This window comes from Streptomyces sp. CT34 (assembly GCF_000805335.1).
In the GTDB taxonomy this organism is placed as follows: domain Bacteria; phylum Actinomycetota; class Actinomycetes; order Streptomycetales; family Streptomycetaceae; genus Streptomyces.
Genome location: NZ_KN708638.1, coordinates 2386440 through 2400046, shown reverse-complemented (window position 1 = coordinate 2400046; position 13607 = coordinate 2386440). Strand labels below are relative to the sequence as shown.

Here is a 13607-nt window from a genome sequence, read left to right as displayed (position 1 = left end):
CGTCGGGACAACCGGTTGGCCCTCTCCCCGACGGGTCACACCACCTTGTGGGTGTCACCGCGTCGGGACCAGGCGAAACCTGTCGGCAAGAGCACGAGGAAGCCGAGGCATACGCCCAGCACCAGGTTCCAGAAGCCGTCATCGACCGGCCGCCACAAGGAGACCGCCGCACCGACAGCGGCCTGTGACATGTGCAGAAGCACGCCGGCCCAGTGCCCCTTGAGAACAAGAGTGTGCGCAAGCCAGCCGATGGCAAGGGAAGTTGCTCCTGCCAGTGCGGCGAACGGTGCCATGAAGAGCGAGGCGGGTATGCCTATGCCCCAGGACACGATGAGGAGGAAAAGGAGGAAGGCGGAAAGGGTGACCGGCATGCCTCCCTTTCTCTTCGCTTGGTGCAGCCGTGTTGCGTAAGACCAAGTGCACAACGCGGCGATGACCATCGGTCCCGCGAAAACCACTGCGACTCTGGCGGCGTGCTCTTGGCTGTTCCACAGCGGGATTGCGGCAGCAGCGAAAACAGTAGCCACAATCAGCGTCGTCAACCATGAGAAGGGCAATCTCACTGCTCATCCTGTCGTTTGACCCACCAAAGGTGCTCGGGTGTTGCGGCGCCCGAGGAGTCGGGCACCGCAACACCCGGATACTCACTGCCCTTCGCTCAGGACAGTGTTCTGCTAGTCGAACACGTCCTCCTTTGCGCGGTTATCGCAGTATATTCCAGCTCCGGGGCGCTTCGACGGGGGGTCACCGATACCGGGAACGGGAGGCTTCATCGCCCATGGGTTGCCACCACGTCCGCGCGTCGCAATGTCGCAGACGCCGAAGGCATTCCTGCCCACGGGGCCGACTTCCGGGACGTTGGAGAAGTTCTTCCAGTCGCCTCGGTGGACCGGTCCCTTGGCGGGCCTACCCTCGTTGTCGACGACCTTTCCATCGAGGTAGAGCCACAGGTCCGGCATGAAGCTGCTGTAGACCAGCGCGCGCTTCGGCGCGGTGTCGACGCCGTCGGCTTTCTGCGTGGAGCGCACCGAGCCGTCCGCACAGAACGCCATGCTGATGTTCTGCCAGATGGGCGGGGCATTACCGATCTGCGAACCCGCAACATTGCTGAGGCCGCGGTACCTGAAGAACATGCTGTAGATATCGCCCGCCATTCGGCTCACTTCGGCAGGGACGCGACTGTCGCCCTTGAGCTTGTCCACCCATGCCGAGACGTTCTTGTCGACAGACGGTTCGGCGATCATGGCGCGGAATCCGTGCACACCACCCATGACACTGCGGGCGTCCACGCATCGGCCGTTCTCGATGATCTCAGGCGCGCGGGCATTCGAGATATATGCCTGGCCCGGAACGTTGCCGGTGCCGATCGGGTCGACCTTTGTCTTGCGTCCCGAGTGGACGTTGGCGTCGATCTCGTCGAATCGGACGTCAGGAGGGGCGATGCCGTAGTCCTTCTGGACGGCGTGCATGAATTCGCGTACGAAGGGCGCGATATGGGCGTCCCCGACGAGCTGATTGGTTTTGATTTCCTGGGACCCGTCGATGATCTTTCCGTCGTCATCGGCGACGAAGTTGACGTCCAGGTGCGTCTTCAGTTTGTAGTCGTGTTTGCTGGCGAAGGCTTTGCGTGGATCGACGGACGGGTTGGGGCGTGGGTTGGCCATGGCCATCCAGATCGCCTGTGACATCTTCGGCGGTGCACCGCCGCCCGCAGGGGTGCGACCGCCCGCCACCACATCGTCCCGCCACCGCTTGGCTGCGGCGTGGGTCTCGGGCATCACGCAATCGCCCTTGGCAGTGGTGCACTTCGGCAGCCGCAGGATGCCGCTTTGCGTCTCCTTGGGGTTGTCCCAGACCTTGCCGCCGTCGGTGAGCCCAATCGCCCAGTCGTACAGCGTCGACATGGTGCGCAGCGGGGTGTCCAGCAACCAGGGCATGTCCGTGTTGGTTTCCTGGTTGGGATCGAAGATCGACACGGCGTCGAAGGTACGGTCCACGAACTTCCCCTTGATGGGGGCGATGGCGACGGCGTCGAAGGCGATGTCCTGGTCGCCGGTGCCCCGCGGGGTGATGGTGGTGAGGGTGACCTTTGGGTTGCCGTCGAAGAGGAACGCGCCGACGCTGATCCAGCGGTTCTTGCCTTGGCCGCCCCGCTTCTTCTGGTTGACGGTGCGGGTGCGTTTGCCCTTGGCGGTGTCGATCTCGTATGTGGCGGAGGTGGTGTGTGCGCCGTGATCGGGCAGGTGGACGAGGACCTTGGCCGGGCCGGTGACCTTCTTGTTGAAGTTCCAGGTGCCGGTGACCTTCATGCGGCGGCCCTGTGCGTCGTTCTTGCGGGTGTGGGCGAACCAGAAGTGTCCGCCGTATCCGCCGCCCAGTTGCTGGAAGTCGATCCTGGCGGAGTCGGTGGCGAAGCCGAGTCGGAAGGTGCCGCTGTTCTTCTTGGGCTGGGAGCAGCCGGGGCGGGCTGTCGGGGTGTGGTCCGGTACGTCATCGACGACCAGGGCATTGCCGGGAAGGCCCTTGGTGGTGCAGTTGGGCGGGTAGGCGGTGCCGTCGGCCTCTTCCTTGTAGGTGTCGTTGAACCGGAGCAGTTCGTTGCCGCAGCCGCCCTTGTTGCAGTCCTTCCATTTGACGGGTTTGTTCCACCAGCATTTCAGGTCGCCGCGGGTGCAGGCGCCCAGGCCCGGTTCGTTCTTGTCGTCCGGTCCGATCTTGCTGGGGTCGCACTCGTTGTCCTTGGTGCAGAACAGGTTCTCCGGCGGTTTGACCGCGGTGCGCGCGGGGTTGCTGGTCCACCAGGCGGCACGGAAGCCGTGCACCATGGTGCCGGGGGACTCCAGCGCTTCCAGCGGGCGTGCGGCCCAGCCCAGGACCTTTTCCTGGTAGGGCCAGTCCTGTGGGTGGGCGGCGTCCTGGTAGCTGTCTCCGCCGCTCGCGCTTTCCAGGAACGGAAGCCGGTTGGCCTTCCACAATGGGTTGGCGGGGTTGTTGGTGAAACCGACACCCCACTTGCCGCCATTCTTGCCGGCCTCCGCCTTGGGGTAGTAGCCGGAGTTGTAGGCCCACAGGGCGAAGAACCAGCTCTCCAGGTACTTCGGGTTGCCGCCGTTCACGGTCAGGCCGTCCTTGTGGGTCACGTTCCACTTGTCGGCCAGGATGTTGACGCCGGCGGCGATGTTGGCGGTGTAGTCCAGTGCCGCGGCCTGCTGCTGCAGTGTGGTCAGCCGGCCCTCTTCGGGCTTCTCCTTGCCCCGGGCGCGCATGCCGTCGGTGATCTGGGTGATGCCGTAACCGCAGTCGGCCTTGTCCCAGTTGATGCCCCACGGGTCGTTCTGCCGGCCGTTGGCGGCGTACTTGATGCCGTAGAAGTTGCCGACGAGCGGGTTGCCGGTCACGCCGGGGACGACGACGCGGGATGCCTGCCACATGTTGGATTCCTGGGCGGTGACGCCGAGCATCACCTGCGCGGGAATGCGTCCGCCGCCGGACAGTTGGAGCAGTGGGAACAGGCTTTGCGGCCGGTAGGCGCCCATGCCCAGGTTCTTCCAGTTCGCCGGGCGTGAGATGTGCTTGTTGAGGTTGTTGGTGATGGCCTGGTCCACCGCCCACTCGACCTGCCGCGGCTTGGGCTGCATGGCCTGCTTGCGGGGGTCGTTGCGGGGCACGGAGCAGTGGCGTTGTGGCTCGGCGGTGTCGTCCGGGGATCCGGAAACCGCGGTGGCGCGGAAGGCCGCCTGCTTGGCGCCGCTGTTGTTCGTGTCTGTGGGTGCGGGCAGGGCCGGTGAGCGGTCGGCCCCCTTGGTGCCGTGCTCCTCGGGGGTGACCCGGAACGCGGCCTGCCTGCCGGTGTCGAGGACCTTCAGGTCCACATCGGTCGGACGGGGGGCCGCGGCCTCCTGCGGGGCTGTCCGGGAGTCCTTGCCGTCCGACCATGCGGTCTTCGTCACCAGTGCCTTGCCATGTGTGGAGGCAACGGATTCCTTGGGAACATCCGTACGGCGCTTGACGGGTGCGGGCAATGTCTGCCCGGAACGGGTCTCGCCGGTGATGAACACCGTGCCGTTCGCACTGCTGGAGAGGTCCATCTTCGTCAGTGGGCCGTGGGCCAGCACCGCGGACTTGGTCTTCTTGGCGTCGGCGGCGGTGATGTCCTGCGTGCTGACCCGCCGCACCTCGCCCTGGGCCTCACCGGCCGTCGGAGCCGGGGCCGGGGCCGGGGCCGCCGAGCGGAGCATGGGCGGCAGCCCTGTCTTCGGCTTGGGGCGGTCCATGTAGACCACACCGCCCTCGGCATCCGCCTTGAGCTGGAAGGGGATCTGCTCGGTGTGGGCGAGGGTGCTGCGCCGGCCGGAAGTGGTGATCTTCACCAGCCGGTTGGCGTCGGCGGCGACGATGTCCTTGCCGACCGGCACCGCGGAGGTGATCTGTCCTTCCAGTTCGATGGGCGTGCGCGTGGTCGCGGTCGCGGCGTCGACCTCGATGAGGCGGGTGGCGTTCTTGTCCTCGCCTCCCGCCTGGGTGAACACCGCCGTCTCGCCGGTGCCGCACCCGGGGCTGAAGTAGGCAAGTGAGGCCTGCCGGTTCAGCTTCTTCACGTCGCCGGAGTCGAGGTCGACGACGGCGGTGAACGCGCCGCGGGCCATCAGCTCCGGGTTGTTGGTGAAGGTGCGAGGTGCATAGGCGACCACGGCACGCTTGCCTGACCCGGTCACACAGGCGTTGCCGATCCACATGTCGGCGTCGAAGCCGGGCTCTCGTAGCGTGGCGGTGGTGTGCCAGTTGTAGGCGTCCTTCTGGTCGGCGACCAGCAGGTGGAAGCCCTGCGCGTCGGCGCTGGTCGTCCAGGCGCGGTCCTGGGACGTGTGCCAGTCCTTGCCGAGTACCGCGTCGCGGTCGGCGTTACGGACGACCGAGGGACGGTCCGGCCCGGGACTCCCGGTGGGTGCGCTGTCAGCCGCCCAAGTGGCCGTCTGCAGCAGTGAAGTGAACACAGCGGTGGCTGCCGCGGCTGCGACAGGAGCCCGCAATCTGGTGAAACGGTGTCTCAAGTGGTGTCCTTCGTCGTCGCGGCCAAGAGCCGCGTCGTACACGTGTGGCGGAGCAGGCGAGCCCCGGCGGTGGCCGGGCACACCGCAACGACGTCAGGCGAGAGCGCACCGCGGTGATGTGCGGGCGCGGTGGTCCGTGGGCAGGTGGCTGCAACGCGAGGGGAGCTTTCAGCAAGCGGCGATACGGGCGGCAGGTCGGGGCGGTATCTGCTGCGGAGCGCCTTGGATGGGGGAGGCAGGAGGTGTCCCAGGCCGGTTACGTGGGCCGGCGACCGGTAGGGGGGAAGCGGTTCGGCGAGCGGTGGCCGCGGTGGCGAACCAGCCCTCTGCGGCTGCGGCAGGGGCACGTCCGAAGGCGTTCGCCGAGTCAGCGAGCCGCGGCTCGTGGACTGTTCACGTGTTGCTGCTCCGGACAGCACCTTTGTGCCTGAGGGCGCTGGCACACCTTGCCGCTGTGCGAGCGCCTCGCATCATGCGTACGCAGTACACGAGCGGAAGACTTGGAAGTTGTCGACCTTGTCGTTCCGGTTCCCGCCGCCCGGGTACGGGAGGCGGGTGAAGTTGGAGTTGTCAGTCGCTGTTGTGGAAGGTTCGGCGGTCGGCTGATCAGCCATTGCATCCGGGCCGGCAGTGAACAGGCAGGTGCCGGCAGAAGCAGCGGCCGGCAGAGCTCTGGTCACGTGCTTGGGGATCAAGGGTTGTGCTCCGGAGTGGTGTCCAGGTTGTGCAGACGGGTTCCATCAGGTCCGTACACGTTGAGTACGTAGCCCCGGGTGATGCTGACGCCGTCCCGGATCAGGAAGGACGCCAGCTTGTTGGCGAAGTCGTCGACGTTCTCGTAGCGGGCCTTCTTGTGGGTCCACACGCTCAGCACAAGGACGTCCTTGTTGTTCTTCGCGTAGTGGATGCCGTAGACGTCGGAGTCTCCCCCGGCCTTGCGGTAGCGGTCGGCCAGTTCCGTGCCGTTCCGTGTGGGAGTCGTGGTGGCGGTCGGCGGTCCCGATGGACGGGCGTCGGCGATGACATCACAACCTGTGAGCGCAACCGTGGCAGCCAGAAAGGCAATTGGCAGGACGCGTTTCATCACCGCGGTATTCCCGTCGCGAGAGACGGCGGCACGCGGGCGGCGATGGCCTCCGGCACGTCGTCCCGAAGCCTCATTCCAGCAACGCTTCCAGCGCACCAACTCGTCTGCCATGGCGGCGGCTTCTCCCTTGGCTATCGGACTCCGTGGGGCTCGGCGGCCAGCCAAGCGAGCACGACCGTAGGCGAATCAGTCACAGCACCCAACCGGGCAATTGGGTAAATAGATCACTTATGGCGCGGATATTGATTGTTCCCTTATGTGGCTCGTCACGGTTGTGTGGCGGGTGAACACGAACCCGTAACGGATCAAGAACAAACGGGACGGATGGATGGTTTTCGGTTGAGGGGGCGGCTTCTCGCCTGCTGGCGCTCGCGCAGAATCCGCAGCCCTGGGACTCACCCACCCTTGCGCTTCGGTTATCGAAGCAGCATAGTGCTGCTTCTGTAACCGAAGCAGTAGGGAGTGCGGCATGGCGCGTATCGATCCGCTCGACCCGCCGTATCCCCGCGAGGTCGAGCAGGCACTGGGCCGGTGGATGCCCCCCGGCGTGGCGCACGAGCCGCTCAAACTGTTCCGCGTGCTGCACCGCCACCCGGACCTGGCTTCACGCATGTTCGCCGTCGGCGCCGGGCTGCTGGGCCACGGGCTCCTCCCCTCCGTCGACCGCGAGATCGTCATCGCTCGGGTAACGGCGCGCACCGGCTGCGCCTATGAATGGGGCGTGCACGCCGCGACCTTCGCCCACCAGGTCGAACTCGGCCCGGAACAGCTGAGGGCGACCACCGAGGCGGACCCCACGGCCAACGCCCCGTGGACACCACGCCACGTGGCGCTGCTGGGCGCGGTCGACGAGCTGCACGACACGGCGCGGCTGTCGCGGCCGGCCTGGAACGCCCTGTGCGACCACTACCAAGACGCCCAGCTACTGGAATTCCTCGTGTTGGCCGGCTGGTACCGGACCATCAGCTACCTGGCCAACGGACTCCTCCTGGAGGAAGAGCCCTGGGCCGCCCCCTTTCCGGCATGAAGGGCACCGTGCAGGAGTGGCATCTGGTGGCACGACCGGTGGCGAAACCGCTTCCGACGGACTTCCGCCTCGTGGAACGGACGTTGGAGACGCCTGCCATGGGCGAGGTGCTGATGCGCAATCACTTCCTTTCGGTGGATCCTTATATGCGGGTGCTGATGGGTCCCCCACAACCCGGCGTGCCGGTCTACGCGTTGGGCCGGCCCATGACGGGCGGGGCCGTCGGCGAGGTGGTGGAGTCACGGGCGGCGGGTCTGGCCCCCGGCGACCTGGTGCTCAGCGACCTCGGATGGCGCACCGGCGCGGTCGCCCCTGCCGAGCGTCTCACCCGGCTGAACCGCGTGGCGGGTGTTCCGGACTCGGCATTCCTCGGTGTGCTGGGGATGCCTGGACTGAGCGCCTACGTCGGGCTGACCGAGATCGCGAAGGTACGCGAAGGCGAGACGGTGTTCGTCTCCGGCGCGGCCGGGGCGGTGGGGAGCCTGGCCGGTCAGATCGCCCGGCTCCTCGGGGCGAAGGCGGTGATCGGCAGCGCCGGATCCAAGGAGAAGGTGGACTACCTGGTCGGTGAACTCGGGTTCACCGCCGCTTTCAACTACAAGGACGGCGACGTGCGCGATCTGCTCGCGCGGGCCGCGCCGGGCGGTATCGAGGTGTACTTCGACAACGTGGGAGGCGACCACCTGGAGGCCGCCATAGACGTCCTGAACGTGGACGGCCGGGCCGCGCTCTGCGGAGCGATCTCCGGATACCATCTCAGCGAACCGCCGCCAGGACCGCGCAACATGGTCGAGCTGGTGAAGAAGCGCCTCACACTCCGCGGCTTCGAGGTCGGTGACCACATGCGACTCCACCCGCACTTCGCCCGCGAGACGGGTTCCTGGCTGGCTCAGGGAAAGCTCCGTTTTCGCGAGACCGTCGAGGACGGCATCACCCGCGCGGTGGATGCCTTCCTCGGCCTGCTGGAGGGCCGCAACACCGGGAAGGCCGTGGTCCGTATCTGATCGCCGGTCGGTCCGGCACCGGGCGGACCATCGACTCGCCAAGTCGCGCCCAGCGCCGGTCAGTTCGCCGTCGACCGGCCCTCGTGGCACGGGCCCGGCAACCCGCTGCCGAGAATGCCGGCGGCCTGTGCCGCGATCGTTGTGACGATGTCCGCAGCCGACGCGGGGCGCGTGACGAGCCCGGTGATCTGCCCCGCGTACAGGGCCATCGCGTCGAGATCACCGGATGCGTCCGCGGTGGGGATCATGTCGTCGTAGCGCAGGTGGCTGCGGCCGTCGGGGGTGGTCGCCACCACCTCTCCCTCGCCGGGACGGTGCGGACTTCCCGGCCGCCCCGCGCGTTCCCAGGCGGTGATGGTGGGATTGCGCAGCGCACGGTGCGGCGCGTCGGGCCAACCGCCGTCGAAACAACGGGTGTACACCGTGTCCGACTCGGTTGCGCGTTGCACGCGCGCGCGGTAGGTCTCGTGCGTGTTCGCTTCGAGAGCGTTCAGGAACCGGGTGCCGAGCCACCCGGCCTGCGCACCCAGAGCGAGCGCGGCGGCCAGGCCGCGCCCGTCCCCGATGCCGCCGGCGGCGATCACCGGGACAGGGTGCACCGCGTCGACCACCGCGGGCACCAGCGCCATCGTTGCGACCTGCCCCCGTACGTGGCCGCCGGCCTCCCACCCTTGGGCGACGATCACGTCGACACCGGCGTCGACCGCGCGGCGCGCTTCCTCGGTGCTTCCGACGGTGTGCAGATGCAGCGCACCCGCGGCGTGCACCCGCTCGTGCACGGAGGCCGGGTCACCCCAGAACGTGGAAAGGACCGGCACGCCTTCGTCCAGGCACGCCGACAGGACGTGGTCGACCGGAAAGTCCAGGACCAGGTTCACCCCGAAGGGGCGGTCGGTGAGCCGTCGCGTGCTGCGGATGCGACGGGCGGCCTCCTGGGGCGTGACCCAGGTCAGTGCGAGCGTCCCCAGGCCGCCGGCCCGGCTCACGGCGGCGGCCAACTCCGCGGTGGCGGCCGATCCGATCGGTGCTTGGACGATCGGCGTCGAGATCCCCAGTGTCCGGCATACCTGGGTCGTCAGGGCAGTGGCCACGGCAGCCTCCTCGTTTCGATTTCCGAAGCGGATTGCTGATGGTAGCGTACCGAAATCCGAAGCATCAGGCAGGGAGAGAGTCGGACACCGCGCCATGGCAACACCAAGACCCGGCAAGCCCGTTCGAGGCTCGACCACCGGTCGCCCCCTCATGGCCGCACTCGATCTGTTCGGACGCCGGTGGAGTCTGCGCATCCTGTGGGAACTGCGCGACGGCCCCCTCGGATTTCGCCCCCTGCAGAAGCGGTGCGACGACATGTCCTCCAGCGTGATGCGGCAGCGCCTGACCGAACTGCAGGACGCCTTCGTGGTGCGCCAACTACCCGACAGCCGCTATGAGCTCACCCCGCTGGGGCGAGAGGCATACCAGGCGCTTCGCCCACTCGTCCACTGGGCCGACCACTGGGCCGCGGTGCTGGAGACCGGACCGGCGGACACACCGGCGACCGGCCTGCCGAATCCGGCTTCGCGCCCCGACACCGCAGGCCGCGACTGATCGATACGACCCTGTGGGGCCTGATCGGGCGAATCGGCGCTACGTGAGGTTCAGGGCAGACGGCGCCCGACACTGAGACCACCCGTCGGCGAGGCTCCGGACCGGTCATCGGTCCGGAGCCTCGTTCTGCCTGTGCCCACAGGGCATCCCGTACGTGCTGCACAACGACATCGCCTGCCAACTACTGCCCCTGGAGCGGGGGTTCGGCTCGGGCCAGACCTGCTGGCGGTGGCTGGAGCGATGGCCGCCGCGGCCGTGCCAGCCGTCATCGGGGCCCCGGTCACGGAAACGCCGTGACCGGGGCCCCGGGATCAGCTATCGCGGAAGGTGCCGGCCGCCGCTAGTTCCGGTACCGGAACACGATCCGGCCGCGCGTCAGGTCGTACGGCGGGAGCTCCACCAGCACCCGGTCCTCCAGGTAGATCTTGATGTAGTTCTTGCGGATCTTCCCGCTGACGTGCGCGAGCACCTGGTGGCCGTTCTCGAGCTCCACGGTGAACATGGCGCTGCGCAGGCACTCGACGACCTTGCCCTCGACTTCGATGACGTTCTTGTTCTTCGTCATCGCACCAGCTCCAGGTTGCTGCTCACCGGCCGGGCGCCGATGCCCTCGAACAGCGCCGAGGCTGCTGGGTTGGACTCGTGGACTTCGGCCCAGGCCGTGGTGAACCCGGTGCGGTGCAGTGTCCCCAGCGCGTGGGTCAGCAGCGCCCGAGCGATGCCGCGGCGCTGCTCGCCGGCCCGGACCGCGACCAGCCCGATGCGCGGCCGGTTCACCGTCACCACCCGGATCAGGCCCAGGTAGCGGTCCGGCGCCGCGGCCACCGCGTACTTCGACGGGTCGACGATGGTGTCGCCTTCGGGGCGGGGAATCACCTCCGCGGGCATCGACCGCCACCCGACCGTCGCCTCGACTTCATCACGGATCGCGCGGTCCACCGCCCGCAGCGGACTCTCGTCCGCCTGACCGGCGGGCACGATCGTCACGCCCGAAGGCGGCAGGACTGCTTCGAGCCCTGTGACCCGCGGGTCGGTCGGCACGACGTACTCCCACTCGCGGCGCCGGATCGTGAAACCGGCCCGCCGCCAGCCGGCCGTCAGCTCGACGTCGGCTTCGTCGACCACCGTGTACAGCGGCGCCGGCAGTTCCGCCGACATCGCCTCGGCGAGCCGGTCGAAGGTGGCGTCGTGCCAGGCGTCGATGCTGACGAACAAGCGTCCGTCGGGCCGGTGCTCCGCATACCCGCAGCCGACCACCAGGTCGTCATCCAGTGCATGCCATTGCCCGTCCGCTACGCGCGTGATCATCGCCGCGTTCTCGCTCAGGCCAGATGTGAAAGGCTTCGTGTTCATCGGAGTCTCCTTCCAGGAGTGCCTCGATCTCCGGCGCTCCTGGCGACACCGAACGTCAGCCGCCGGACCGTGACGGGTTGAGGGAGCACCCATGGGTAACTGTGTTCACGGGGCTCACCTCCATACGACGCACTTCACGGTCCACCACGAAAGTAGCGGCGGGCGGCGCCTCGCTCAAACCCTTTTCTCCGAGCTCGTAACGCGATCACGATCCGGTCTTCTTGAGGCGCGTCCGGGCGGATGAGGCTGCAAGCCAACGAGAGGGGACCCGCCCGTGATCGTTTGGCGGGCTTTCAGAGACGTGTCGCGACCCGGACGAGGCCGGCGACGGCTCGGGACCGGCTGTGCGGTGGCCATGCGATGACCGTCGTGACCGTCGGTGCGTCCAGAACCGGCACGGCGGCGAGATCGTCGCGTAGTCGGGTTCGGCACGACTCCGGAGCGATCCAGCAGGCGCGGCCGAGCGCGATCAGCTGGAGCAACTGCGCATGGTCGCGAGCCTGCGGTCCGGGGCCGTCCGGGTACGTGCCGTCTCGGCCGGGCCACCGCGGCATCGGCAGGCCGGGCAGATCGGTGACTTCGGCCATCTGCACATGAGTTCGTCCGGTGAGGGGATGCCCGGCCGGCAGCACCACGACCTGTCTCTCCGTGCGGAGTTCCTCGGTGTCGAAGCCGGCCGTGGTGTCGAACGGCCGGTGCAGCAGAGCCACGTCGGCCCGGCCGTCACGCAGCAGCCGTTCCTGCTCGCCGATCCCGCACAGGAGCAGATCGACGGTGACCGCATCGGGTTCGGCGGCGTAGGTGTCGAGCAGTTTCGCCAGCAGTTCGCCGGACGCGCCGGCCTTCGTGGCCAGGACCACGCCGGCGTGGCCGGTCGCGGCGCGGGCGGCGCGGCGGGTGCGACGCTCGGCGGCCTCGACCGCGTCCAGCGCCGCCCGGGCCTCCCGCAGGAGCACCGCCCCGGCCTCGGTCAGGGTGACTGCGCGGCTGGTGCGTTCCAGCAGCGTCGCCCCCAGGCGCCGCTCTAGCTGGCGGATCGCCCGCGACAGCGGGGGCTGCGCGATCCCGAGCCGCTGCGCGGCCCTCCCGAAGTGCAACTCCTCGGCGACGGCGACGAAGTACCGCAACTCACGCGTCTCCACGACAGCAGACTACCTGCCACAACCGGGATCGATACCCGTGGGGTATCGCTGCCCACCGAATCGGTGTTGGCCAACTCCCGCTGGGCCCGGACAGGATCAGTGGCATGACTGAACAGACGATTGCGCTGGTGACCGGCGCGAACAAGGGCATCGGGTACGAGATCGCGGCCGGTCTGGGCGCCCTCGGCTGGAGCGTCGGCGTCGGCGCCCGGAACGAGGAGCATCGCGAGGCCGCCGTGGCGAAGCTGCGGGTGGCCGGGGTCGACGCGTTCGGCGTACCGCTCGACGTGACCGACGGCGCGAGCGTGACCGCCGCCGCCGAGCTGATCGCGGACCGCGCGGGACGCCTCGACGTGCTGGTCAACAACGCCGGGATAACCGGCAGCGTGCCGCAGATGCCCACCACGGTCGATGTCGCGACGGTGCGGGCGGCCGTGGAGACCAACGTGATCGGCGTCATCCGCGTCACCAACGCGATGCTGCCGCTGCTGCGCCGCTCGGCGTCGCCGCGGATCGTGAATATGTCCAGCAGCGTGGGCTCACTCACCCTGCAGACCACTCCCGGCGCCGAAACGGGCCCGATCGCCGTCGCCTACGCGCCGTCGAAGACGTTCCTCAACGCCGTCACCGTCCAGTACGCCAAGGAGCTGCGCGACACGAACATCCTGATCAACGCTGCCTGCCCCGGCTTCTGCGCGACCGACCTCAACGGATTTCGCGGCGTCCGCACCCCGCAGCAGGGCGCGGCGATCGCGATCCGACTCGCGACCCTGCCCGACGACGGCCCGACCGGCAGCTTCTTCGACGACGCAGGGGAGGTGCCTTGGTGAGCCGAACGTCAGTGGGTGAAGGACATCGACGCACCATTGACCACAGGGGGTCGACGGCCCGCAAACACGGCGTCTCCGGCTACATCGGCGATGGCGTCAACCGCTGGTCCGCCGAGCACCGGCGCGACGTTGAGTGGCTGTCGCCGCCCCCGCTGGCGTGGGCCGACGACAGCCGAGTTCGTCGCGGCCTCGATCAAAATGGCCGGCACGGTGATCTTTGGGACGCTGTGCGAGGCGGCAACATCCCTGGCGCTCGCAGACGACTACGAACAGGTCGGCCGTGAGGCCTCCCAGGTCGTCAGCTACATGCTGTCCGGTCTGGTGAAGAACGCCTCTTGACGGCACCAAGGGCGCCACTGATGGGAAAACGGCGTACGAAAGAGCGGGCCCGTAGCCCCCGTGCACGTCCACCATGACGTGGCGGCGTACCGGTATCCCCGGCGAGGATCTCGGCCGTCATCCTGGCGCTGGGGTGCGCCGAACTGCATGGATGCGTAGTGGAGTTGGGGAACGCTGTAGTCCGTCT

General features: G+C 68.0%; 12 protein-coding genes and 1 pseudogene. 6 read left to right on the top strand and 7 right to left on the bottom strand.

Annotation, left to right across the window (positions count from 1 at the left end):
- Positions 1 to 35: 35 nt before the first annotated feature.
- From RZ84_RS10655 to RZ84_RS10645, 3 genes are all read right to left on the bottom strand, one after another.
- Entirely contained in the window at positions 36 to 542 is a 507-nt protein-coding gene (locus tag RZ84_RS10655) for a hypothetical protein (protein ID WP_157878796.1), read from the bottom strand.
- A gap of 132 nt (positions 543 to 674) precedes the next feature.
- Complete coding sequence (locus RZ84_RS10650; RefSeq protein ID WP_052229868.1) at positions 675 to 4994, bottom strand: golvesin C-terminal-like domain-containing protein; 4320 nt, start codon at positions 4992 to 4994, stop codon at positions 675 to 677.
- Positions 4995 to 5742: 748 nt separating this feature from the next.
- The gene (locus RZ84_RS10645; RefSeq protein WP_043264120.1) at positions 5743 to 6135 is read right to left on the bottom strand and encodes a hypothetical protein; all 393 of its coding nucleotides are present in this window, start codon (positions 6133 to 6135) and stop codon (positions 5743 to 5745) included.
- A 472-nt stretch (positions 6136 to 6607) separates the two neighbouring features.
- Here RZ84_RS10645 and RZ84_RS10640 point away from each other — a divergent pair, with 472 nt between their 5' ends.
- Positions 6608 to 7165, top strand: a complete 558-nt coding sequence (locus RZ84_RS10640) for a carboxymuconolactone decarboxylase family protein (RefSeq protein WP_043264119.1) — start codon at positions 6608 to 6610, stop codon at positions 7163 to 7165.
- The gene (locus RZ84_RS10635; RefSeq protein WP_043264118.1) at positions 7162 to 8169 is read left to right on the top strand and encodes an NADP-dependent oxidoreductase; all 1008 of its coding nucleotides are present in this window, start codon (positions 7162 to 7164) and stop codon (positions 8167 to 8169) included. The genes RZ84_RS10640 and RZ84_RS10635 overlap by 4 nt, the downstream gene beginning before the upstream one ends.
- 59 nt (positions 8170 to 8228) lie before the next feature.
- Here the strand turns inward: RZ84_RS10635 and RZ84_RS10630 are convergent, their stop codons facing one another.
- On the bottom strand, positions 8229 to 9260 hold the full coding sequence (locus RZ84_RS10630) for an NAD(P)H-dependent flavin oxidoreductase (RefSeq protein WP_052229867.1): 1032 nt from the start codon (positions 9258 to 9260) through the stop codon (positions 8229 to 8231).
- A 151-nt stretch (positions 9261 to 9411) separates the two neighbouring features.
- On the opposite strand from RZ84_RS10630, the gene RZ84_RS10625 reads away from it, so the two are divergent.
- On the top strand, positions 9412 to 9756 hold the full coding sequence (locus tag RZ84_RS10625; RefSeq protein ID WP_043264117.1) for a winged helix-turn-helix transcriptional regulator: 345 nt from the start codon (positions 9412 to 9414) through the stop codon (positions 9754 to 9756).
- A 142-nt stretch (positions 9757 to 9898) separates the two neighbouring features.
- Positions 9899 to 9991, top strand: a pseudogene (locus tag RZ84_RS40900) (IS5/IS1182 family transposase); the annotation flags it as partial.
- A 105-nt stretch (positions 9992 to 10096) separates the two neighbouring features.
- Here RZ84_RS40900 and infA read toward each other — a convergent pair.
- The 3 genes from infA to RZ84_RS10610 form a co-directional block, all read right to left on the bottom strand.
- Positions 10097 to 10321, bottom strand: coding sequence for a translation initiation factor IF-1 (gene infA, locus RZ84_RS10620; protein ID WP_043264116.1), 225 nt, complete (start codon positions 10319 to 10321; stop codon positions 10097 to 10099).
- Positions 10318 to 11109 (bottom strand): GNAT family N-acetyltransferase, encoded by a 792-nt coding sequence (locus tag RZ84_RS10615; protein ID WP_043264115.1) that lies wholly within the window; start codon positions 11107 to 11109, stop codon positions 10318 to 10320. Before RZ84_RS10615 ends, infA begins: the two co-directional genes overlap by 4 nt.
- Before the next feature lie 293 nt (positions 11110 to 11402).
- The gene (locus RZ84_RS10610; protein ID WP_043264114.1) at positions 11403 to 12251 is read right to left on the bottom strand and encodes a LysR family transcriptional regulator; all 849 of its coding nucleotides are present in this window, start codon (positions 12249 to 12251) and stop codon (positions 11403 to 11405) included.
- Between the two features lie 104 nt (positions 12252 to 12355).
- Here RZ84_RS10610 and RZ84_RS10605 point away from each other — a divergent pair, with 104 nt between their 5' ends.
- Together RZ84_RS10605 and RZ84_RS38850 are read left to right on the top strand one after the other, a co-directional pair.
- Positions 12356 to 13081 carry an SDR family oxidoreductase gene (locus RZ84_RS10605; protein ID WP_043264113.1) on the top strand — a complete coding sequence of 242 codons (726 nt, stop codon included), beginning with the start codon at positions 12356 to 12358 and terminating at the stop codon, positions 13079 to 13081.
- 15 nt (positions 13082 to 13096) lie between these two features.
- Entirely contained in the window at positions 13097 to 13420 is a 324-nt protein-coding gene (locus RZ84_RS38850; protein WP_157878795.1) for a hypothetical protein, read from the top strand.
- Positions 13421 to 13607 lie beyond the last annotated feature (187 nt).